The organism is Candidatus Nitronereus thalassa, from assembly GCF_032191465.1.
In the GTDB taxonomy this organism is placed as follows: Bacteria; Nitrospirota; Nitrospiria; order Nitrospirales; family UBA8639; genus Nitronereus; species Nitronereus thalassa.
In genome coordinates this window covers 1,620,623-1,641,280 of sequence record NZ_JAQOUE010000001.1, presented here as the reverse complement: position 1 = coordinate 1,641,280, position 20,658 = coordinate 1,620,623, and the positions used below count along the sequence as shown (strand labels likewise).

Here is a 20,658-nt window from a genome sequence, read left to right as displayed (position 1 = left end):
TTAATGACTTTCTTTTACGAGGTTTTTATTCCATTCCGGGATTTCCACAAGCAAATTTTGTGACCCGTCAGGGACGCATTGGCAGGCAAGGCGAGATTGCAGCGTAATGGCCGGTGCTTCATCTAATTGATCCAACTCATCGTCAGTGGCTTCATTACAGGTATCCAAGCCTTCTTTCACAATTACATGACAGGTGGAACAAGCGCATACTCCCCCACAGGCATGTTCCACATCGATTCCAGCTCCCATGGCAATGTCTAGGATGCTTCCTGGTTGCCCAGTTGGACCGTACGGGATTCTACTTGGATCTACATTCACGACAGTATTTTGATCATGGCATTTAAAGGTCACGGTATATGCCTCGGTTGCGACTTTAGCCTCGAACTGTTCTATGTAGGGATTGCTTCCACCCATTAGTTTCTCCTTAATCTTTGCTCAAATGAACATGGTACATAGGTTACAAAAATAGTTTATTTTCAATAGTTTATATTTTACATTCAGAATCGACGACTTTTTTTATCTCCGACTAAATTACTCTTGACTAGATGTGAAAGTCAATGCTATTATTGCCGATATATTTGGTCGGAGACTTTTTATGTCTGTGATTATTCTTATCGTAGAGGTTGGTGAGTGCTGAAGTTTTCGAAAAAAGCTGATTATGCTCTCTTGGCATTACAGTATATGGCGTCCGTCCAAGGTGGCGGGGAGGTGCAGCCACGCGTCGTGAATACCAAGGAAATTGCGGAAGAACATTTCATGCCCGTGGAATTATTAGCCAAGGTTCTTCAAACTTTGGCGCGGCAACAAATTATTGAAAGTCATCACAATGGACCAAAAGGGGGGTATGTATTGGGCCGAGAGGCTAAGGACATCACCATCGCTCAGGTATTAGAAGCCATCGAAGGACCATTAGGCATTACTGACTGTTACCACGAAAAAGACCAGTCGTCCTGTGACCAAATGGATCGCTGTAACATTCGAACCCCCTTGCTCAAAATTCAAGAAAGTATTTATGCCTTACTAAATGGCATGTCGATTGAAGATATGTTGCTAGACGAATCGCCTTTAATCATCGTCGAATCTTTAAAGCCACAAGGAGTGAACTCATGAAGTTACCTATCTATATGGACAACAATTCAACTACTCGTTGTGATCCTCGAGTGGTCGAGGCGATGGTTCCATTTTTTACAGAAAAATATGGCAATGCGGCCAGTCGAAACCATTCCTTTGGGTGGGATGCGGAAGAGGGAGTAGACCATGCGCGCAAGCAAATTGCCAAGGTTATTAATTCCGATTCAAAAGAAATCGTGTTTACCAGCGGTGCCACAGAATCAAATAATTTGGCGCTCAAGGGTGTGGCCGAAATGTATAAAGAAAAAGGCGATCATATCATTACCAGCTCGACTGAGCATCGAGCCGTCATTGATACGGCCAAAGCCCTCGAAAAGAAGGGATTCAAGGTCACCTATCTTCCTGTAGATAAAGCCGGGATGATTAATCCTGAAGATGTTCGCAATGCCATTACTGACAAGACGATTTTAATCTCAATCATGTTTGCGAATAATGAAATCGGTACCATCCACCCAGTTAAGGAAATTGGTAAAATTGCCAAGGAAAAGGGCGTACTGTTTCATTGCGATGCCACGCAGGCCGTGGGAAAAATTCCTGTTGATGTTCAAGAAACAGGAATTGATCTTATGTCATTTACAGGGCATAAAATTTATGGCCCCAAAGGTATTGGGGCCTTGTATGTTCGGCGTAAAGCCCCTCGTGTTCGCATAGTTCCACTGATTGATGGGGGGGGGCATGAGCGGGGCATGAGGTCTGGAACTCTGCCTGTCCCTCTGATTGTGGGTTTTGGAAGAGCGATTGAATTATGTTCCCAAGAAATGGAAGAAGAGACGATTAGAATAAAGGCACTTCGCGATCGTCTGCAAGATGGAATCATGAGTGCTATGGAAGAAGTGTATCTCAATGGCCATCCCACTGAGCGATTGCCGGGAAATCTTAATATTAGCTTTGCCTATGTCGAGGGAGAGGCTTTACTCATGGGGGTTAAGGAAATTGCCCTATCCTCAGGATCAGCATGCACGTCAGCAACCCTGGAACCTTCTTATGTACTTCGGGCGCTTGGGGTGGGGTCGGACTTAGCGCATTCTTCCATTCGATTTGGCCTTGGGCGATTTACCACAGCGGAAGAAGTGGAATATACCATTGATCGAATGTTAAAAGCGGTGAATCATCTGCGAGAAATGTCGCCATTATATGAAATGGCCAAGGAAGGCATTGACTTAAAGTCGGTCCAATGGGCCGCGCATTAACAAAAATAAAAGGCCTCGGAATGTAACGATTTGATGTTTATAATGTTTTGGAGAGGGAGGATTGAATCATGGCATACAGTGAAAAAGTGATTGATCACTACAACAATCCCCGTAATATGGGGAGCTTTAAAAAAGAAGAAGATGGCGTGGGCACAGGAATTGTGGGTGCACCAGAATGTGGTGATGTTATGAAGCTCCAAATCAAAGTAGAAAATGACACCATTGTCGATGCAAAGTTTAAAACCTTTGGTTGTGGGTCGGCGATTGCGAGTTCGAGTCTGGCCACGGAATGGTTAAAAGGGAAAACGGTTGATCAGGCCGGTCAAATCAAGAATACGGAAATTGTGCAGGAACTTAATCTACCGCCAGTGAAAATCCACTGTTCTGTGTTGGCGGAAGATGCGATTAAGGCCGCCTTAAATGACTACAAGAAGAAAACAGGTACGGAAACCGCACCCGAGGAAGCAGCAACCTCTTCGGGTTCATGAATGCCTGAGTTTGGAGTAAGGGAGCAGAAATATGGATTCGACACAAACCACTGAAACGACACAAACCACTGAAACCCCGATCATCACCTTGACGGATGCCGCCGTTCAAGAGGTTAGACGCCTGATGGATGTTCAAGATCTCACGGAAGGAGGTCTTCGTTTGGGTGTGAAAGGTGGCGGATGTTCTGGCCTCAGTTACACCATTAACTTCGATGACAAAATTGGTGAATTCGATACCATTTGCGAAAAGGATGGTGTGAAAATTATTGTGGATGCCAAAAGTGCGATTTACCTTGAAGGCATGCAACTCGATTATCAAAAAGATTTGGTCAGTGGAGGTTTTAAATTCATCAATCCGAATGCAACCAAAACCTGTGGATGTGGAGAATCTTTCTCGGCGTAACGTCAATCCCCAAGTAAGGGGAAAATAACAACGATTCGATGGAACGGGCATGGTGCAGTCGGACCGTGCCCGTTTTGCGAGAGCCGCTCATGAGTATGGAACCGACCACATTGAAGCCAGCGTCCCGCGAACTGCCTATGGCGCGTAGTATGTGCTGGCATTGCCAGTCTGAAGTGTGCGGAGAATATTTTTGTGGACGTTGTGTCAAAGTGCAGCCTCTGTCAAAAGAGTTGGACTATTTTACCTGCATGAATCTTCCTCGTTTACTCAACATTGATGAAAAATCCTTAGAGGAAATGTTTTATTCCTTGAGTCGCACCTTTCATCCTGATTTCTATGCCAATAAAGATGAAGCCGAGAAAGCCGTCAGCCTTGGAAATACCGCCTTGCTCAATACGGCGTATCGCACTCTCAAAGATCCACTTCAGCGTGCAGAATATCTGATCCGATTAGAAGCCGGTTCGGCCAAGGATATTCGCTCCGCCCCACCAGCTGATTTATTTGATGAGATTCTGGAACTCCAGGAAGACTTGGAAGAATACCGTTCGATGTCCGAAGGTGCCGAGTCGGAGCGAGGGCGTGAATTGCGGGTAAAACTTCAGGCCGAACGGGAGACGTTGGAAACTCGGCAGCAGCAACTCAAGGCTCGGCTGTTCGAAAAATTTGATGACTGGGATAAGCTGCAGGGCCTTTCGGAGGATTCAGCCGAAATTCGTGACAAGAAATCCGCGGTACTCAAAGAGATGCAGGAAATTCTTTCCAATCGTACATATATTCGCAATATCGTAAATGATCTTGTTTCTGCCACGAGTTAACGACCATTAAGACATTGATAGGAAACCTATGGCAACAATTGTCGGAATAGACCTGGGAACCACCAATTCATTGGTGGCTTATATGGATGGAGATGTGCCCCGCGTAATTTCAGGGAAGCATGGTGGCGTCAAAGTCCCTTCAATTGTGGGCCTGACGGATAACGGCATACTTGTGGGAGAGCCGGCCAAGGAACATTTAGTTCGCGACCCTTCCAGGACGATTTATTCCGTGAAACGTTTCATGGGCAAGGCATTGGCGGATGTATCGGAGGAGCTAAAATATTTTCCTTATAAGCTTCAAGAAAAAGGCGGAGTAATTCGTATTCAGGTGGGAGACAAGACCTATTCTCCTCCTCAAGTTTCTGCCATGATTTTGAAGGAATTAAAATTGCGTGCGGAAGCCCATTTGGGCGAGGACATTACCAAAGCCGTCATTACGGTTCCAGCGTATTTCAATGATAGCCAGCGCCAAGCGACGAAGGATGCGGGGCTCATTGCCGGACTTGAAGTGCTGAGAATAATTAATGAGCCGACCGCCGCGTCTCTTGCTTATGGGTTGCAAAAGAAAACTCAAGGAGTGATTGCGGTCTACGATCTTGGCGGTGGAACCTTTGACATTTCACTTCTTAAACTCAAAGACGGCATATTTGAAGTTCTGGCCACGAACGGGAATACCCATCTCGGTGGGGATGATATAGATCGACGGATTGTCGAAGGTGTGATGAAGGATATTGAAGCTAAGTATGGGCTGAAGGTTGAAGAGTTTCCAGATCTCATGCAGACCGTTCGTCTTGAGTCCGAGCGTGTCAAGATTCTTTTGTCGACGGAAGATAGGGTCGCGATGTCCCTTCCCCTCCCTGAGGGAAAGGGAGCCTATACTCGGGAATGGTCTCGAGATGAATTGGAAGCTCTTGTGCTGGATTTGGTGCAGCAAACGCTGACTCCTTGTCGATTGGCGTTGCAAGATGCTGGATTACAAGCTCAGGATGTGGATGAAGTGGTGTTAGTGGGTGGCAGTACGCGCATGCCTCTGGTGAGCCGCTTAGTCGAAGACCTGTTTGGGACTACCCCGCATTGCGAAATGAATCCCGATGAGGTAGTGGCGCTGGGAGCGGCGGTCCAAGCAGGTATTCTCGCTGGGGACAACAAGGACATGCTCTTGCTTGATGTCACCCCATTGTCTTTGGGTATTGAAACTATGGGCGGGGTGATGAGCACGTTAATTCGAAGGAATACGACTATTCCTACGAGTGCGAAGGAAATGTTTACCACCTATGTGGATGGTCAAACCTCCGTGGACATCCATATTTTGCAGGGCGAACGCGAACTGGTGAAAGATAACCGGAGCCTGGCTCGGTTTCAACTCAAGGTGCCTCCCTTGCCTGCGGCTGTTCCCCGAGTTGAGGTGACGTTTCTCATTGATGCCAACGGTATTCTGAATGTGACGGCAGCGGATATTCGCACAAGAGAATCGCAAACCGTGCAAGTGAAACCCTCCCATGGCCTGACCGATAATGAAGTTGAAGGAATGATTCGAGAATCATTCCAGTTTGCTGCCGAGGATATCAAAGCTCGACAGGTCATTGAGGCAAGAACCGAGGCTGACGCCATCCTTGTTGCCACGGAAAAAGCATTAAAACGAGGAACGGATCTCATTAAATTAGAAGAGGTTCAAACTATTCACCAAGTGCTTGATGAGCTTCGGAAGGTCAAAGACCAAGATGACCACCGAGTGATTCGAGCCAAGATCGCTGAGGTGGAAAAAGTCACACATCATCTTGCTGAAGAGTTAATGGATTCCACGCTCAAAGAAGCGCTGCAAAGCAAAAAACTTTCTGAAGTGACGGATTAAGGGAATTATCCTGTTTTTAGGAGACTGTGATGACCGAAGATTTAATGTGGGATTCGGTGGAAGATATCGCGATTCGGTTACATGAAGAGCATCCAGACTTGGACCCTCTGACGGTTCGATTTACGGACATGCATACGTGGATTGTGGCTTGGCCAGAATTCAAGGACGACCCCAAGGGGTCAAACGAAAAAAAACTTGAAGCGATACAAATGGCGTGGCACGAGGAGTACCAGGACTCATAGTAGTTGAGTGTAGAAATTCCGCTTATTGGGTGGCCCCACCTTCATCGAGTTGATCAAACTCATAGAAATCTAATGGATCGGCTGTGGTGCGTGCAGGACGTTGAGGCACCGTTCCTTCGGCAAATACTTCGGTCGTCGTGGTTTTTGTGGGTTCACTGACCAAAGTGCCCGTGGCTTGGTCTATTTCGGCAAATTGAATGCCATCGGGAATGGCAAAGGTTTGAACCGGTAAGGATTGAAGCGCCTCCCCGACAAATTGAGTCCAAATAGGCAAGGCGGCATGTGCACCTGATTCTATTTTTCCTAACGTTTCCACTCCATCGAATCCCACCCAAACCCCCACAGTCAAATTCGGCGCATATCCGACAAACCAGGCATCGCGGTAGCTGTTGGTTGTGCCGGTTTTTCCAGCCAAGGGGCGGCCTATGGATCGTGCGCGTTTTCCTGTGCCACTTTGAATGACATCCATCATCATGTGAGTAATCAAATAAGCCGTTTCTGGAGAGACCACTTGTTGAGGGTTAAATAAATGCTGCTCAATAATTTTTTCGTCCTGGTCTTTAACCATGGAAATGGTGTAGGGCTTGAGCGCTAGTCCTTGATTGGCGAATACGCCATAGGCAGCGGTGATTTCTTCTAAGGTGATGCCGGAAGATCCAAGGGCTAAGGAGAGGTCTTGGCTCAGCGGGCTGCGGATTCCGAGGCTACGCGAAAATTCCGTCACTCGACGGACGCCTAGTTGTTCGAGGAGCCGTACCGTGGCTGCATTACGGGAATGCCGCAAGGCCTCGCGCAAGGTGATAGGGCCAAAGAATCGTTTTTCATAATTTTCGGGCTTCCAGGTTTTTCCAGGGTCTTCCTGTTCATAGACCACTGGGGCATCGAGCACGAGCGTCGCTGGGGTCATTCCACTATCGAGCGCGGTGGCATAAATAATGGGCTTAAAGGCGGATCCAGGTTGGCGTACCGAGAGGAGGGCTCGGTTAAATTGGCTCCGTTCAAAATCATATCCCCCCACCATGGCACGAATAGCTCCTGTTCGTGGGTCGATAGCCATGATCGCGCCTTCGACCAGTGGAGTTTGTTCAAGGCTGAATTGCAGCTGGTCTTTTTTCGTGGATTTGATGGTGACTTCAATTACATCTCCAGGTCGCAACAATTGCTTAGCCGAGGTAATGGGGATATTTTTGGCTTCCGTGACGAGGTCATCTTGAGCGAGGCGGCGTTTCGCCCATAACATATCTTTTAATAAGATTTTACCAACGAGGCCACGGGCCAAAATCGTGACTTCTTCCTTGGCGACCTTCGTGACAATACCTTCAAGGATTTCGCCTGGTTCAGGAAGTTCGTCGGGAGGATCTTCAGGAAGCATGGCCAGGGGATCTTCATGGCGAAGAGGACCTCTCCATCCTTGGCGTTTATCTAGTTGCCGTAAGCCGGTCTGAATGGCATTTTCTGCCATGCGTTGCATATCAATGTTCAAGGTGGTGAACACTTGGAGCCCCCCCTTGTAGACCATGGATTCTCCATACTCATTGACCAGGTGTTGCCGGACATCTTCCAAGAAATACGGGGCGACTCGTTCGATGGATCGGCGTTGAAACGTCAGTTTGGTTTCGATGGCTTCTTGAGCAACTTCTGCGGAGATAAAATTGGCCTGGGCCATGCGTCCCAGCACATGTTCTTGACGTTTTTTGGCGAGGTCATAATTTTTATATGGGGAATACGTACTTGGGGCTTTGGGCAATCCAGCCAAAAAAGCAGATTCCGGAAGGTTCAGCTCCGAGAGGCCTTTCCCAAAATAGGTAAGAGCCGCACTCCCAATACCGTACGCCCCATGCCCAAAGTAAATTTGATTCAGATACATTTCCAGAATTTGGTCTTTCGTCAACACCACTTCCATTTTTAAGGCCAGGATTAACTCCCGAATTTTTCGACGAAAGGTGCGCTCGGAAGAAAGAAACAAAGTACGGGCCAATTGCTGGGTAATAGTACTGGCCCCTTCGAATTTCCCCCCACGTTTGAGATTGGTCCAGGTGGCGCGAAAGATGCCCCAGATATCCAGTCCTGGATGTTCGAAAAACCGGGTATCTTCCACCGCAATCACGGCATTTATTAAATGTTGAGGGACTTCGTTGAGGGGAGCCAAAATTCTCCGTTCAACATAAAACTGTCCCATGACCTGGCCATTGTCAGCATGCACCTTCGTGATGAGACTGGGTTGGTATTCATGAAGGATCGCCAGCGTCGGCAAGCCTGTTGCCGCATACCACGCCAGGGCAATTGTTCCTCCAATGCCAAGTCCCGTGATCGAAAGGACGGCAATCAGGAGAAACCGAGGCCAACGTCGGGATTGGGGGTTGAGGGACAGGATTTCCGATGGTTTCATGGATTACAGGGTTAAAGCTGTTGGCTTTTGTACATCTGTGAGGATTTTCGTGTAATGAATTGACCCTATTAAGGAATACGATAACCCTGGATTGCCACAAACACAAGAAAGGAATTTGAGGAAAGTTTATTTTTCCTTTACCTTGATGTGAGTAGTTTCGTTTCGTTGTGCGGTGTGGTTCCGACCATTTTGCCGGTTGACAAAGATTCCGACCGCATGATACGAAAAAACCCTTGAAATCAGCGAGGTTAGATTATTTAAACCATTTTTCCATAAGGAGGCCGTTTCATGTCCGATGTTGCACCAGAAATAAAAGTAGGTGATGTTGCCCCAGATTTTACGTTAAAAGATCAGGACCAAAAAGATGTCACCCTCAGTTCTTTTAAAGGGAAGAAAAACGTTGTGCTCGCGTTTTACCCTTTAGACTGGAGCCCCGTGTGTGAAGGGGAAAATAAATGTCTGACGGATGATTTTCCAAATTTTTCTGATGCCAATGCAGAAATTTTTGGAATTAGCACGGATAGCTTTTTTTCGCATAAAGCCTGGGCCGATGCGTTGGATTTGAAACACCGGTTGTTGGCGGATATGCATCGTACGGTGTGTAAATCTTATGGCCTCTATTTCGATGCCCTTAATTGTGCCAAACGAGCCACGGTGATTGTGGGTAAAGATGGCAAGGTGGCCTATGCGAAAGTGCAAGAAATTAAGACGGCACGGGATGACAAGGAAATCCTGGAAGCCCTGAAAAAATTGAACTAAACTATCCGATGATTTGAACAGAAAAAGGGGATTCCTGGAAAACGGGAATCCCCTTTCTTCCGATGGAGTAAAGCAGAATGGCTGGAACGGTAATCAATGTTTCTGATGAGAATTATGAAGAAATGACTCAAGCCCCAGCGGCCATGGTGGCCTATGGCATTGGGTCGTGTCAGCCCTGTGCTGAGTATGATCCGATCTTAGAGTCAGCAGCGGCCAAGCATGAGCATATTAAAATTGGCAAGGCCAAAATGCACGTTCCTGGCCGTTGTCGAGGAATAAAAAAACAGCACACCTTTGAGACCTATCCCACCACTCATTTCTTTTCCAATGGTCAATTGCTCTTGACGCGAGAAGGGAAGATTGAAGAGTCGGAACTTGCGGCTCTTTTTGAAGAGCACTTTCCTAATCCGTAACGGTTCTTCCTCCCATTTGGCTGCACGACCTTATCGTGCCTTCTTTAAATCCCAGACTTTTAGCCAAAGATGAATTGTCTATATTATGCGGGCTTTCGCGCCCGCGCGGCGAGTCACTTTTGTTTCGGCAAAAGTGACCAAAACCATTCTTGCCTGTGCTCGGCCCCTCCGATCCTGCTCAGAAGCAAGCTCTCCGGGGTCCCTGGTCCACCGCCCCGAATCAGGATGGCTCGGAAACTCGCTACGAGGTGCAAGGCCACCTCTCCACTCAAACAGTCCTCGCCGAATAGTCGGATTCGGGCCGCTGGCCCAGCCGCGCCCAACGCAGTGAAATGCAAACCCCTAAAAAACTAATATCAATAAATGGTACAGTGGCATTTCTCATAGATTAGCAAGTATTATTGTCCGGTAAAAGTCGTTGAGTATTACGAGAATTCACAAACCCTCGACGAGAAATCCCGAGGCGTGTTATTCGGACAGGAACACAAAGATCCGCATCTTATGCGGATCCATCTAAACATTGTTATCCCACACAAAAGGCCAGGACAGAATGGACGCCGCGCAATTTCTGAAGGAGTTCCATGATCATGCCGCACTGCTCTTGGACACCTACGAACAGTCGATCTACCTTTACATCGTGCGCCATAGCCGCCTCGAGGGCCGTGAGGAAGTCACAATCGGCTTTAAATCCGCGCGTAAAGTAATCGCCATGGGACAAGGGAAGAGCAGGTACATCTCGGACAAAGTCTGCTACACAAAGCTGCAATCTCTCCAAGACAAGCAATTCATCAGCGTCCTAGGCACTGAGTGGGAGGGGACTCGCGTCCGAGCTTCTTTGCCGAGTGAAATACCAGGACTTCTTTCGATTGAGCCCGATCCCACAACCCTTCCGCTCGAGGAATTGGATTTCTTCAATGTTGTTCAGAACCGTCCACTCCTTCGTGAGCGGGAAAACAATCGTTGCTTCTACTGTTTAGCTGGGCTCAACGACAAGAACTGGGTTGTAGAGCATGTTGTCTCGCGTCCAGAGGGCGACAGCACGTACCGCAATGTCGTCGCTGCTTGTTGCCGTTGCAATAATCGCAAAGGTGCTTCTGTTGCTGACGACTTCTTGCGCGCCCTGTACCGAGATGGTTACCTCAACGCCGACGACCTTCAGGGTCGTTTGTCACACTTGGAGCGACTCCGTTTAGGGGAACTCAAACCGAGAATCGCGCGCTAACAAGGCATTCAACCTGGCCCGGTGCTGCCGGGCAGGTTAGCTTTGTCGTTAGGTGATAGACCAAAAACTGTGAGATCAAGCCAGAAAATGTAAACGAATACCCACCCAATAGTGTTAAATGGAATCTGACATTTCCTCGTAATAGCCTCTTACGCATTGGCTATTGAGTTTTAATTGGATTTGCCTTTCACGGATCTAGTTTACTTAATTTTTTTCTTAGATATTTCTCCGCCTTCGGGCGCGGCGGAGCCGGCTTGCCGAATCCTACCTCTTTGGCGAAGACTGTTTGAGTGGAGAGGTGGCCTTGCACCTCGTAGCGAGTTTCCGAGCCATCCTGATTTGGGAAGGGGGCGGAGTTTACCCGCAGGGTCGCGCACGGGCGAATATGGTTTTGGTCCCTTTTGCCGAAACAAATGGGACTCGTCATGCAGGGGCGAAACCCTGCATACAATATTTCTTAAAACTACAGATTTTTCCCAAGGGTCGAAATGAGTGAAGGTAAAGGAGGGTTAGGATACGACGACAGGAGTCCCTGTATACTCCACACGGGTGTCCTGTTGATTTTGAATGGTAATTTTGGTCAGTTGGCCTCCAGCTACTGGTTCAAGCAAAGGCCAAAGTGTTTGTGCCAGGGTGGAAAGTGTGATTGGGTTGGATTCAAAGGCTGGATCTTGGGATACGTCTTTCCCATTGAAACGTTGCAAGAGATGAGTGTTGACCAATTTGTCCATGACGGTAATATCAGTGACCCTTCCTGTGGATGAATCAATCGTTCCACTGACTGACAAATCGATGAGGAGATGAGATCCTAGGGTGTGCATGACATCATTTGAGGAATTGATATTCAAGGAATAGCGGCGGCTAATTTGTGCTTCCGATGGCTCTGAATAATCCTCGAGGGAAGTGGGAGCGTCTGAATTCATTGGTGTCGTGAGTTCTGCCCACAAATCTTCCCCTTCGAAAAGACGAATCGAGCGTAAATCTTGTGTTTCCTTGCGAGCACGAAATTTTCGCCATAGCACGAGGGCTAAATTTTCTGTAGTTGGTATAACATGATCAAAGTAGGGGGTGTCGAGGTTAAGGTGTTTGTGATCGAATTCTTCCAAGACGTCAGTTACAATTTGTTTCAAGTCGTACAGGTTAATAATCATCCCGGTGACGGAATCGACCCGCCCGCCGACGGTGACTTCAAGAAGATAATTATGGCCATGTTCTTGATAGCATGGGCCAAACGTTTTCAAATTCTTTTCGGTGTCCCATGCGGGATTCCGATAAAAATGGGAGGCGGAAAACTCTATCCGTTTGGTCAGTGTGGATGTGGTCATGAGAAGAAATGGGTGTCAAAGAAAAAGGGCCAGGAATTTTGCCAATTTGACGGCAAGAGACCCGGCCCTTTTCGAATATAATCGATGTGGTTCGTTTAGGTGCTGAATGAACTGCCGCAACCGCAGGTGCTTTTGGCTTGGGGGTTTTTAATCGCAAAGCCGGAACCCTGAAGGCTGTCTACATAATCCACTTCCGCGCCATTGAGCATGGGAGCGCTTTGAGAATCGACAATGACTTTCACGCCGCCTTTTTCAATGACCGTGTCGTCCTCATCCATTTTTGATTCGAATGACATGCCATATTGATAGCCACTGCAACCTCCGCCTTTCACGTAGATCCGCAGCCCAATAATTTCTTCTTCCGACTCTTCAGACACCAATTCTTTAATCTTTTCTTCAGCTGTGGGTGTGATGGTAACCATAATTTCCTCCGCTCAATATGTGTGAGTGAATTCCTCAGTCTCTTTCCCTCTTTTCAAGTCAAATCGAGGGAAAACCCCTATGAGAATCAATGATAACCACCCCCTGGGTGGTTGTCAATTTTTTATAGGAAAATTCGTGAAAAAACGTAGAAAAATCAGGACGCAAGGTCTTTTAGCCATTCGTCTTTCATTTCCTCCGGTACTTTGGCCTCAGCGACGTAGTGCTCATGGGCGACCTGAATGGAGACATTCGCCCTAGGGTTTTGAAGGAGTTGGGTAAAGGCTGGAGGAACTGAAAAACGAATAAAATGAACCGCGCTGATTTTGTCCTCTTTGCTATGCCCGGCTTCAAATTGTGCATACACTGCTTCATTGTCTACTCTGATGGAGAGGCTCTCTGAGCGGTCGAATCCTTGAAAGGAATCGAGAACGGTCTTGATACGATCGTCCTCGGTAATTTCAATCATAAGCGTGGCACTCAATTCTCCAGGTTGAGGCAGAATGGCGTTGTATACATCCAGTTCATCCTGAATTTTGGACTCCTCAAAGATACGTTCCGCACGCACCATCTCTTGAATCTGAGATTTGAGAGTTTCCCGGTTTTCAAAAAGCAACGTCACGAGGGGGCCAACTTCAATGCGCCGCCGCTTCTTCAAAGCAATAATTTGTTGCCGATAAGTCGGGCGCTGAGCCTCATAGTCAGCATGGGATAGAAGGTCGGATTGAGTCAGCGGTTTCATGAGGGTAACCCGTAGGCATCCCGAACGATCTGAATGGGATGTTGGGTTGGGCTTTTGATACTGGGAGGTGTTGCGCCGGCCTGATCAAGCTGGAGCGCCGAAAGCGGGCAATCCGAAGCTACCAGATTTGGTTCGCTGTTGAGAATAGGCCGGACTGCTTTTTTCGCGATTTTCATGGACAGGTCAAAAAATTCTGTTTTGGCTCCCCAGGAGCCGTCATGTCCTGAACATTTCTCAATGAGTTCAACCTGAGCCCCGGTGAGCTCCATGAGTTCTTTGGATTTAAACCCGATGTTTTGATCGCGCAAATGGCAAGGTACTTGATACGCGATACGTTGCTTGGTTTGCGTGAATTCAAGCGAAAGGGTCCCATCTTTTTTGAGAAACATCAAATACTCACAGATATCAAAGGTCCGTTCCGCAAGCTTGGTCATCGCTGGGGACGAGACCAAATAGGGATATTCCCGTTTAAACATTAAGCTGCAACTGGGGGTGGGAACTACCAAGTCATAGCCCTGCTCAAGATACGGTTGAAAAATCTTTAAGTGGTGTTGAGCCGTCTGCACCATGGTATCGGTGTCGCCGATATCGAAGGAGGGCATGCTGCAGCACCGTTGTCCTTCGGGGACTACGACTTCTACGCCATTTTTTTCTAAGACCTGCACAGTGGCTTTCCCAATATCGGTGGCTTGGTAATTCACCATGCAACTGGGAAAGAGGACGACTTTACGTGCGGCTGAAGATTGGGAGGTAGTGGCAGTCCGTTTTCTCCACCATTGAGGGAAACTTTCCTTGGAAAAAAATAGAACCTGTCGCTCACGATGAAGCCCGATCATGGTTTCGATCAATCCGCGCAGCCAGGGGGTTGAAAGTGCCCAATTCGTGAGCGAGGCGGTCATTCCCCCGAGTCGGCCAATCAAGTCGGTCTTGATTAGCAGTCGATCGCGCCAGGAAGCGCCCTGCTCCTGAACCCGTTGCTTTTTCCAGGCTGCCATCAGGCGGGGAAAGTCGATCTCATATTCATGAGGGGGCGTATACGGACAATGATTAAAGCAGAGCTTGCAGTAATAGCATTCCTTCTCAACTTGTTCGTAGTCAGCCGCAGTGATTTTCGAAATGTCACTCTGGTATTCGTCAATCCGATCAAGGAGCGTATTGAATGATGGGCACAGGTTAAAACATCGGCGGCATCCATCGCAGATGTCAAAAATACGATTGGTTTCTTGTTCGAGGTCCGAACGCGTCCAATCCGTAGAGATAAGATGTATGCCTTTCACAATGCCTTCAAGCTTTAAGTGAAGAAAAGGAAAAAAGAGAAGCGGAGCAGCATCGCTGCTCCGCTTCACCTAACAAAAACGATTACGCGTTTTTCAACGAGTCCAATCCTTTGGTGAACCGGTTGGCATGGGACCGCTCGGCCTTGGCCAAGGTTTCAAACCATTCGGCTAATTCCTCGAATCCTTCTTCCCGTGCGGTTTTAGCCATTCCAGGATACATCTGCGTGTATTCGTAGGTTTCCCCTTCAATCGCCGCTTTAAGGTTGGCTTCGGTGTTGCCAATCGGAACATCAGTGGCGGGATCACCGACTTCCTTAAGAAAATCTAAATGGCCAAACGCATGGCCAGTTTCGGCTTCTGATGTATCACGAAATAATCCGCCGACATCAGGGTAACCTTCGATGTCCGCCCGACGCGCGAAATACAGATACCGTCGGTTCGCTTGAGATTCACCGGCAAATGCCGCTTTGAGATTGTCATGGCTTTTGGTTCCTTTAAGACCGCCCATAGGATCCTCCTTGTAAAAGATAGTGACGATAACGAGTGAACTTACTTCTTGTGTGGGAGCTGTGCCTTTTGGCATGAGGCACAGTATCCATAAAATTCCACTTGATGACTCAAAACCTGAAAGTGTTTGGGAAGCTTCGCTTTGTGTTGGATTTGATTTAACACTCGATCCTCAATGTCGAAAATGGCGCGGCAACCCAAGCAAATCAAATGATGGTGAGGCGTGACGTTGGCATCGAATCGAGCGCCGTCGTGCCAATAATTTACCTCTTTGACTAATCCCGCGCCTTTTAACGTGGAGAGGGTATAGTACACGGTATTTGGCGAAATCATCGGATAGTCTTTGGAGACCTGCTGAAAAAGAGTTTCGGCAGTCGGATGGCTTGTGGTCTCAGCGAGAGCCTTGTAAATCGCAGCCCGTTGCGGGGTCACCTTCAAGCCATGCGATTTAAATCGTGTCCGAATGTCTTCCTGCGAAATAGTCATAATGTTCCTTGTTAGGAATAATTACTATTTAACAGGCAGCCTAAAAAAGGTCAAGGGTTTGGTGTGGGAACGCAACGACATTGGTGAGGCTGTTAAAAAATAAAAAGAAGAAAAGGGGCCGGAATTGCTCCGGCCCCTTTCAGCGGTATGGCTTAGTTAAAATAGCCCTGAAGCATGCCCAGAGTTGGCCATGAAAAACAGCATAGGAATGGAGAGCATGGTGTTGGTGCGAGACGCCATCAGCGCGACGCGTCCAGCGGCTTTTTTCTCATCGGCTGTGGCTTCTTTGATACCCAGCACTTTTTTCTGATTGGGCCAAATAATTCCCCAAACATTGAAAAGCATAATGGTTCCTAACCACGCGCCCATGCCAATCACAGCATCTTGGCCTTGTAATGCAAAGGCGGACCCAAAGCGGCCTTGGTTCATTAAAAGAATCGCGCCAAATAGCCAGGTCCCCAGAGCCCCCCAACGAAACCACCAAAGTGCGTTAGGAACTAAATGTTTGAAGGCTTCGCCTTTCGTTTCTGGGGTGACCTTCCCCAGAAATGGCACTTGGATAAAATTAAAATAGTACAAAATTCCGATCCACGTGATGCCCGTGAGATAGTGTCCCCATGCTAACAAGCTTTCCATATCGTATCCTCTTTCGTTGGAATCAAATCAATAATATAGCGTCGTGAATCAGACGAGCATTTTGACGACAAAATATAACACGACCGTTAGCACGAACCCTGCCGTGATCGTTCCAGGGATCGAGTCGAGTGGATTCATGGTTGCCTCCTTTTATGTTGTACAGCATGCATCATTGTGTTCTGGTATTGAGCGTTCCGATTGACCGGCCTAGGGTCGTCTTGGAAATGACGTGGACACGCCCACTCAAACTGGTTAGGAAAATACCCTATCCTATTCCAGGGGGTGACTGCAAGAGATTCCTAAACCCTGGGCAGAGTCAATTGGAAACTCGAATGTCGAATTTCGAAACAAATCCAAAATTCTAAATTCAAATTTTCAATTTTGGTCATTCCTACTATTTTAGGATTTCGATATTCGGATTTCGAATTTTTGGAATGGCCTAGAAATGCCCATTTGAACAGAGCGGCAAGGGTAATTAGGGGTCTTGATCGTCATAGGGTGGCAATGTTGTGAGACGATGATCCTCTACAGGGCCACCAACGGTAAAGTGGTACAAGGATTGAAATTGGGTTTTGGGATACCACCCAAGGACTCGATGGACGGGATCGTCAAAAAAACAGCCGATGCCGGTGGCACGAACACCCACAGCTTCGGCCTCTAAGTAGAGCACTTGTCCAATAAGCCCGGATTCCCAAAACAAGCGTTTATAAAACCACGGTCCATGTTTTTCTAATGAAGGATCGAACTCAGCAATCATGCCCAAAGAAAACGCGCTGGCGCCAGCAATCTCTTGCGTGCAGCTCAATTGGATGGCGATGCGTTGGGCATTGCCTTCTTCTAACAAATAGAGCGGAAGATGGGTTGGACAATTTTCTGGAGTGGTCCATTCGAACTGCTCGTGCATGGATTCCCGAAAGGTATCTTTGAGTGTCGGATTGGCATGTCGAAGAAACAAGTACATTCCTGGAGCCAAGCCATCCACTCGATGCACAAAGAGGGCAAGGTGAATGGTGGGATCCCAAGGAATTGAATCCCACGGCATGGGTCGTTGAGAAATGAGTCGGTCTGAGTTGGGAAATACTCGGTCGAGCATCGAAAAAAACTGGTCCGCAGAAATCGATGTCACGCCATCAAATGCTACAGCACTGCGTCGCTGATGAACGATTTGGTGTGCCGAAACTTGGGGGCGCTCAGTATTGCTAGTAGGCTCTGTGGTGTGAAAGGAGGGGGGGAGAGGGAGAAGGCTTTGTTCTGAAGCATATTTCCACGAAGCCTTCGTGACCTCATCAATAATTTCCCACGGAATCGGATTGTCACGACTCAACCGATTGGCTTTGCCCTGCCAGTCGTCTTGCACACAGTTCTCGACAGCGGATTCATTAAGGGTCAGCGGCATTAATTCTAGATGAGGATCGAGTGTAGGGCAGACCACACAAATCAGTTCAGGCAGTTCCGGTTCGGCTCGCTCAAATTCATCCAACCGATTCAATCCGAGAAGCCTCCCGACCGTAGGATCATCAAGACCAGAAAGCAAAAAGACGCGCCAGCCTAATGTAGCTGCGGCGATGCGCAGTGTTCCAATGGCATGGCCGATGTCATGTTGGCAGTAACGAAACGCGCGCTCGCCATACTTCCAGGCTTCACGCCAATGAATTGAACTGAGCCCGATGAGAAAGGTTTGCGGTGGAAACGGCTGGAGCAATTCCTCAAGACACTCATTCGATGCCCGCATTCGATATTCAAGGCCATGTTCTTTGGGTGCATAGTGATACAGCCCTGGTTCCAACGAAAGATTTTTCTCGTCTCGAATCAGTAGATAGCCTTCCGTCGGATGCAAATTACCGCTGGAAGGATTGCTGCGTAAGGCCCAGCGATTTCCACCATATTCTTTCCATGCCGTAAGCGAGAGGCTGTATTCAAACAATCGGGAAAGGCTGTTCAGATTTAAAGGCTGAGGAGAAATCGTTTCTGGTGAATAGAGCGATTCATAAGAAGGAGCCACTGGGGCGTCATCCGCAGTGAGCAATGGGAGCTTAAAAAGTGCTGCGCCTTCATATCGTCGGAAGGGGTCAGGCTGGTTTGCCCAATCCATGTAGCCAAGAGATCTCGCATAGCGATTAAACTCATGCTTGGTTTGCTCATGATACTGTTTGACAATTTCAATGGGTTCCATAGATGTGAGATTCTACAGGCCATAGGCTAGGCTGACAAAGAGAGAAGTAGGTGAGGTTTGTCATTCCCGACATTTTTAATCGAGAATCCAAGATTAACTTAGGGGGGTGCCCCTTGCATATAAAATTAACTATAAAACCAATTGAACACTGACGGAGACTATACGTCGAGGTTGTCCGCGAGCGTGGCATTGGCCATCAAAAATTCGTAGCGTGCCTCTGTGCGTTTGCCCATGAGGTCGTGGAAGGTGCGGTCAGTGTGGAGTTCATCTTGAAGCTCAACTTTGAGGAGTCGGCGGGTAGCGGGGTTGAGTGTGGTTTCTTTCAATTGTTGAGGGAACATTTCACCGAGTCCTTTGAATCGACTAATAGTTGGTTTGGCGTTGGAGCGAGCCTCAGAAAGAACACGTTCCTTTTCTTCATCCGACCCTGCCCAAAGCACTTCCTTGCCGATGTCGATGCGATACAACGGTGGTTGGGCAATAAACACGTGGCCATGTTTGATCAATTCTGACATATGCCGGAAAAAGAACGTGAGGAGTAAGGTGCTGATGTGATAGCCATCGATATCCGCATCCATGAGCAACACTATTTTGTGATAGCGTAGTTTCTTCAGATCAAAGTCTTTCCCAATCCCACAGCCCAGGACTTTGACCAAATCCGCGAGTTCTTTATTTTCGACGACTTTGCCGAGTGTGAGTTCTTCAGTGTTCAGGACTTTTCCTCTGATGGGGAAAATCGCTTGGGTTTTTAAATCGCGGCCTTGTTTGGCGGTGCCTCCGGCGGAGTCTCCTTCGACCACAAACAATTCGCTGATGCCGGGGTCTGTGCTTTGGCAATCGGTGAGTTTTCCTGGCAAGTTTAGTCGATGGCTCACGGCAGACTTCCGCATCACGGCTTTTGACGCTTCCCGTGAGGCCTCGCGCGCGCGCGCCGCAAGAATCATGCGTCCGACGAGTGTTTCAGCAATCGTTTTATTCACGTTTAAAAAATTTTCTAACGCCGGTCGAATCGTATTGTCCACGAGGCTCTGTACTTCAGGGTTATTGAGGCGTTCTTTGGTTTGGCCCTGGAATTGAGGATTCAAAATCAGCACACTCAAGACGACAGCCAAGCCTTCACGAATATCTTCCGCTTGGATGCTGAGGCCCTTTGGCGTGAGATTGTGCGTGTCCATATAATTGCGTACCGCTTTGACGATTCCTGCGCGCAACCCCAACTCATGGGTTCCGCCGCTTACCGTGGCCACACCATTCACATAGCTCCGAATGAATTCCGCCGGTTCATCCGTCCATTGCAAAGCGACTTCCATGGCAAAGCCGTCTCCATTACCCACGTTGTTTTGTAATTTTTTATCCAAATAAAACACAAAGTCCGCCGTCGGTCGTTTGCCACGGTCTTTGACGAGTTTGGTCAGGTATTCCTCAATGCCTTGTTCATGCACGAAGTGGTGAGTTTCTCCAGTGGTCCCATCTTTAAACGTAATTTTGAGACCTTTGTGCAGATAGGATTTGGCTTCGAGGGTATCTTTTAAAAGTGTTGGGTCAAACGCCGTGTGCTTTCCAAAAATGGCGGGGTCAGGACGAAAATATACCGATGTGCCGGTACCACGCACGGCGGCTCCCTTTTTCACCGAGCCTTGAGGTTTGCCCGCCTTGTAGGATTGTGTCCATTCCCGACCGTCGCGTTTCACAGTAACCTCTAGGTGGACCGAGAGGGCATTCACCACTGATGCGCCGACTCCATGTAATCCACCGGAATGAATATAGCTACCGGTTTCAAATTTCCCGCCCGCGTGCAGCGTAGTCATAATAATTTCCAAAGCAGACTTTTTGTGTTTCTTGTGCAGGTCGACGGGGATGCCGCGCCCATTATCCGTGAGGCGAATCCCATTCCGATTTTTATCGAGTTCAACCATAATGGTGGTGGCGTATCCGTTAATGACCTCATCGATTCCGTTATCCAAAATTTCCCACACGAGGTGGTGCAGTCCAGTCTTGTCCGTCCCGCCGATATACATCGCCGGCCGCTTCCGCACCGGCTCAATGCCTTCGAGAACAACTATGTCACTCGCGTCATACTTCTTGGCCATGTACGTTCCTTACAGGTCTTTGAAAATGTTTCATGAGAATTTTTTTTCAAGCGGCTGTTTCCCGGGGAGGTAATGTAGCGACTTTGTGATGGTTGTCA

General features: G+C 48.0%; 21 protein-coding genes. 10 read left to right on the top strand and 11 right to left on the bottom strand.

The window, feature by feature from the left end:
• Positions 1-414 (bottom strand): 2Fe-2S iron-sulfur cluster-binding protein, encoded by a 414-nt coding sequence (locus PPG34_RS07380; protein ID WP_313832534.1) that lies wholly within the window; start codon positions 412-414, stop codon positions 1-3.
• A gap of 216 nt (positions 415-630) precedes the next feature.
• Here PPG34_RS07380 and PPG34_RS07375 point away from each other — a divergent pair, with 216 nt between their 5' ends.
• The 7 genes from PPG34_RS07375 to iscX all read left to right on the top strand — a co-directional run bounded on the left by PPG34_RS07375 (position 631) and on the right by iscX (position 6,121).
• A complete protein-coding gene (locus PPG34_RS07375; protein ID WP_313832533.1) occupies positions 631-1,110 on the top strand; it encodes an RrF2 family transcriptional regulator in 480 nt (159 codons plus the stop codon).
• Positions 1,107-2,321: an IscS subfamily cysteine desulfurase gene (locus PPG34_RS07370; RefSeq protein ID WP_313832532.1), complete on the top strand. Its 1,215-nt coding sequence runs from the start codon at positions 1,107-1,109 to the stop codon at positions 2,319-2,321. Before PPG34_RS07375 ends, PPG34_RS07370 begins: the two co-directional genes overlap by 4 nt.
• 68 nt (positions 2,322-2,389) lie before the next feature.
• On the top strand, positions 2,390-2,809 hold the full coding sequence (gene iscU, locus PPG34_RS07365; RefSeq protein WP_313832531.1) for a Fe-S cluster assembly scaffold IscU: 420 nt from the start codon (positions 2,390-2,392) through the stop codon (positions 2,807-2,809).
• A gap of 31 nt (positions 2,810-2,840) precedes the next feature.
• The gene (locus PPG34_RS07360; RefSeq protein ID WP_313832530.1) at positions 2,841-3,212 is read left to right on the top strand and encodes a HesB/IscA family protein; all 372 of its coding nucleotides are present in this window, start codon (positions 2,841-2,843) and stop codon (positions 3,210-3,212) included.
• 38 nt (positions 3,213-3,250) lie between these two features.
• Positions 3,251-4,027, top strand: coding sequence for a Fe-S protein assembly co-chaperone HscB (hscB, locus tag PPG34_RS07355; RefSeq protein WP_313832528.1), 777 nt, complete (start codon positions 3,251-3,253; stop codon positions 4,025-4,027).
• Positions 4,028-4,055: 28 nt separating this feature from the next.
• A complete protein-coding gene (gene dnaK, locus PPG34_RS07350; protein WP_313832527.1) occupies positions 4,056-5,879 on the top strand; it encodes a molecular chaperone DnaK in 1,824 nt (607 codons plus the stop codon).
• A 29-nt stretch (positions 5,880-5,908) separates the two neighbouring features.
• The gene (gene iscX / locus PPG34_RS07345) at positions 5,909-6,121 is read left to right on the top strand and encodes a Fe-S cluster assembly protein IscX (RefSeq protein ID WP_420888065.1); all 213 of its coding nucleotides are present in this window, start codon (positions 5,909-5,911) and stop codon (positions 6,119-6,121) included.
• 22 nt (positions 6,122-6,143) lie between these two features.
• Here the strand turns inward: iscX and PPG34_RS07340 are convergent, their stop codons facing one another.
• Entirely contained in the window at positions 6,144-8,510 is a 2,367-nt protein-coding gene (locus PPG34_RS07340) for a penicillin-binding protein 1A (protein ID WP_313832526.1), read from the bottom strand.
• Between the two features lie 288 nt (positions 8,511-8,798).
• On the opposite strand from PPG34_RS07340, the gene PPG34_RS07335 reads away from it, so the two are divergent.
• The 3 genes from PPG34_RS07335 (at position 8,799) to PPG34_RS07325 (ending at position 10,904) form a co-directional block, all read left to right on the top strand.
• Complete coding sequence (locus tag PPG34_RS07335) at positions 8,799-9,269, top strand: redoxin domain-containing protein (RefSeq protein WP_313832525.1); 471 nt, start codon at positions 8,799-8,801, stop codon at positions 9,267-9,269.
• Between the two features lie 77 nt (positions 9,270-9,346).
• Positions 9,347-9,682 carry a thioredoxin family protein gene (locus PPG34_RS07330; protein WP_313832524.1) on the top strand — a complete coding sequence of 112 codons (336 nt, stop codon included), beginning with the start codon at positions 9,347-9,349 and terminating at the stop codon, positions 9,680-9,682.
• A gap of 550 nt (positions 9,683-10,232) precedes the next feature.
• Complete coding sequence (locus tag PPG34_RS07325) at positions 10,233-10,904, top strand: HNH endonuclease (protein WP_313832523.1); 672 nt, start codon at positions 10,233-10,235, stop codon at positions 10,902-10,904.
• A gap of 509 nt (positions 10,905-11,413) precedes the next feature.
• Here the strand turns inward: PPG34_RS07325 and PPG34_RS07320 are convergent.
• From PPG34_RS07320 to PPG34_RS07280, 9 genes are all read right to left on the bottom strand, one after another.
• A complete protein-coding gene (locus tag PPG34_RS07320; RefSeq protein WP_313832522.1) occupies positions 11,414-12,229 on the bottom strand; it encodes a 6-pyruvoyl trahydropterin synthase family protein in 816 nt (271 codons plus the stop codon).
• Between the two features lie 95 nt (positions 12,230-12,324).
• Positions 12,325-12,651, bottom strand: a complete 327-nt coding sequence (gene erpA, locus PPG34_RS07315; protein ID WP_313832521.1) for an iron-sulfur cluster insertion protein ErpA — start codon at positions 12,649-12,651, stop codon at positions 12,325-12,327.
• Positions 12,652-12,806: 155 nt separating this feature from the next.
• Positions 12,807-13,391: a DUF3501 family protein gene (locus PPG34_RS07310; RefSeq protein ID WP_313832520.1), complete on the bottom strand. Its 585-nt coding sequence runs from the start codon at positions 13,389-13,391 to the stop codon at positions 12,807-12,809.
• Complete coding sequence (locus PPG34_RS07305; protein WP_313832519.1) at positions 13,388-14,737, bottom strand: heterodisulfide reductase-related iron-sulfur binding cluster; 1,350 nt, start codon at positions 14,735-14,737, stop codon at positions 13,388-13,390. The genes PPG34_RS07310 and PPG34_RS07305 overlap by 4 nt, the downstream gene beginning before the upstream one ends.
• Before the next feature lie 13 nt (positions 14,738-14,750).
• On the bottom strand, positions 14,751-15,176 hold the full coding sequence (locus PPG34_RS07300) for a rubrerythrin family protein (protein WP_313832518.1): 426 nt from the start codon (positions 15,174-15,176) through the stop codon (positions 14,751-14,753).
• A gap of 41 nt (positions 15,177-15,217) precedes the next feature.
• Positions 15,218-15,661, bottom strand: a complete 444-nt coding sequence (locus PPG34_RS07295) for a Fur family transcriptional regulator (protein WP_313832517.1) — start codon at positions 15,659-15,661, stop codon at positions 15,218-15,220.
• A 156-nt stretch (positions 15,662-15,817) separates the two neighbouring features.
• The gene (locus PPG34_RS07290) at positions 15,818-16,297 is read right to left on the bottom strand and encodes a urate hydroxylase PuuD (protein ID WP_313832516.1); all 480 of its coding nucleotides are present in this window, start codon (positions 16,295-16,297) and stop codon (positions 15,818-15,820) included.
• A gap of 475 nt (positions 16,298-16,772) precedes the next feature.
• Positions 16,773-18,470: a SagB/ThcOx family dehydrogenase gene (locus PPG34_RS07285; RefSeq protein ID WP_313832515.1), complete on the bottom strand. Its 1,698-nt coding sequence runs from the start codon at positions 18,468-18,470 to the stop codon at positions 16,773-16,775.
• A 158-nt stretch (positions 18,471-18,628) separates the two neighbouring features.
• On the bottom strand, positions 18,629-20,560 hold the full coding sequence (locus tag PPG34_RS07280) for a DNA gyrase/topoisomerase IV subunit B (RefSeq protein WP_313832514.1): 1,932 nt from the start codon (positions 20,558-20,560) through the stop codon (positions 18,629-18,631).
• Between the last annotated feature and the right edge of the window lie 98 nt (positions 20,561-20,658).

Coding starts and splice junctions, on each gene's coding strand:
- PPG34_RS07330 (WP_313832524.1), top strand. CDS start 9,347: ATGGCTGGAACGGTAATCAATGTTTCTGATGAGAATTATGAAGAAATG.
- erpA (WP_313832521.1), bottom strand. CDS start 12,651: ATGGTTACCATCACACCCACAGCTGAAGAAAAGATTAAAGAATTGGTG.
- PPG34_RS07285 (WP_313832515.1), bottom strand. CDS start 18,470: ATGGAACCCATTGAAATTGTCAAACAGTATCATGAGCAAACCAAGCAT.
- PPG34_RS07335 (WP_313832525.1), top strand. CDS start 8,799: ATGTCCGATGTTGCACCAGAAATAAAAGTAGGTGATGTTGCCCCAGAT.
- PPG34_RS07320 (WP_313832522.1), bottom strand. CDS start 12,229: ATGACCACATCCACACTGACCAAACGGATAGAGTTTTCCGCCTCCCAT.
- hscB (WP_313832528.1), top strand. CDS start 3,251: ATGGAACGGGCATGGTGCAGTCGGACCGTGCCCGTTTTGCGAGAGCCG.
- PPG34_RS07310 (WP_313832520.1), bottom strand. CDS start 13,391: ATGAAACCGCTGACTCAATCCGACCTTCTATCCCATGCTGACTATGAG.
- PPG34_RS07280 (WP_313832514.1), bottom strand. CDS start 20,560: ATGGCCAAGAAGTATGACGCGAGTGACATAGTTGTTCTCGAAGGCATT.
- PPG34_RS07380 (WP_313832534.1), bottom strand. CDS start 414: ATGGGTGGAAGCAATCCCTACATAGAACAGTTCGAGGCTAAAGTCGCA.
- iscX (WP_420888065.1), top strand. CDS start 5,909: ATGACCGAAGATTTAATGTGGGATTCGGTGGAAGATATCGCGATTCGG.
- PPG34_RS07370 (WP_313832532.1), top strand. CDS start 1,107: ATGAAGTTACCTATCTATATGGACAACAATTCAACTACTCGTTGTGAT.
- PPG34_RS07300 (WP_313832518.1), bottom strand. CDS start 15,176: ATGGGCGGTCTTAAAGGAACCAAAAGCCATGACAATCTCAAAGCGGCA.
- PPG34_RS07325 (WP_313832523.1), top strand. CDS start 10,233: ATGGACGCCGCGCAATTTCTGAAGGAGTTCCATGATCATGCCGCACTG.
- PPG34_RS07340 (WP_313832526.1), bottom strand. CDS start 8,510: ATGAAACCATCGGAAATCCTGTCCCTCAACCCCCAATCCCGACGTTGG.
- iscU (WP_313832531.1), top strand. CDS start 2,390: ATGGCATACAGTGAAAAAGTGATTGATCACTACAACAATCCCCGTAAT.
- dnaK (WP_313832527.1), top strand. CDS start 4,056: ATGGCAACAATTGTCGGAATAGACCTGGGAACCACCAATTCATTGGTG.
- PPG34_RS07295 (WP_313832517.1), bottom strand. CDS start 15,661: ATGACTATTTCGCAGGAAGACATTCGGACACGATTTAAATCGCATGGC.
- PPG34_RS07290 (WP_313832516.1), bottom strand. CDS start 16,297: ATGGAAAGCTTGTTAGCATGGGGACACTATCTCACGGGCATCACGTGG.
- PPG34_RS07360 (WP_313832530.1), top strand. CDS start 2,841: ATGGATTCGACACAAACCACTGAAACGACACAAACCACTGAAACCCCG.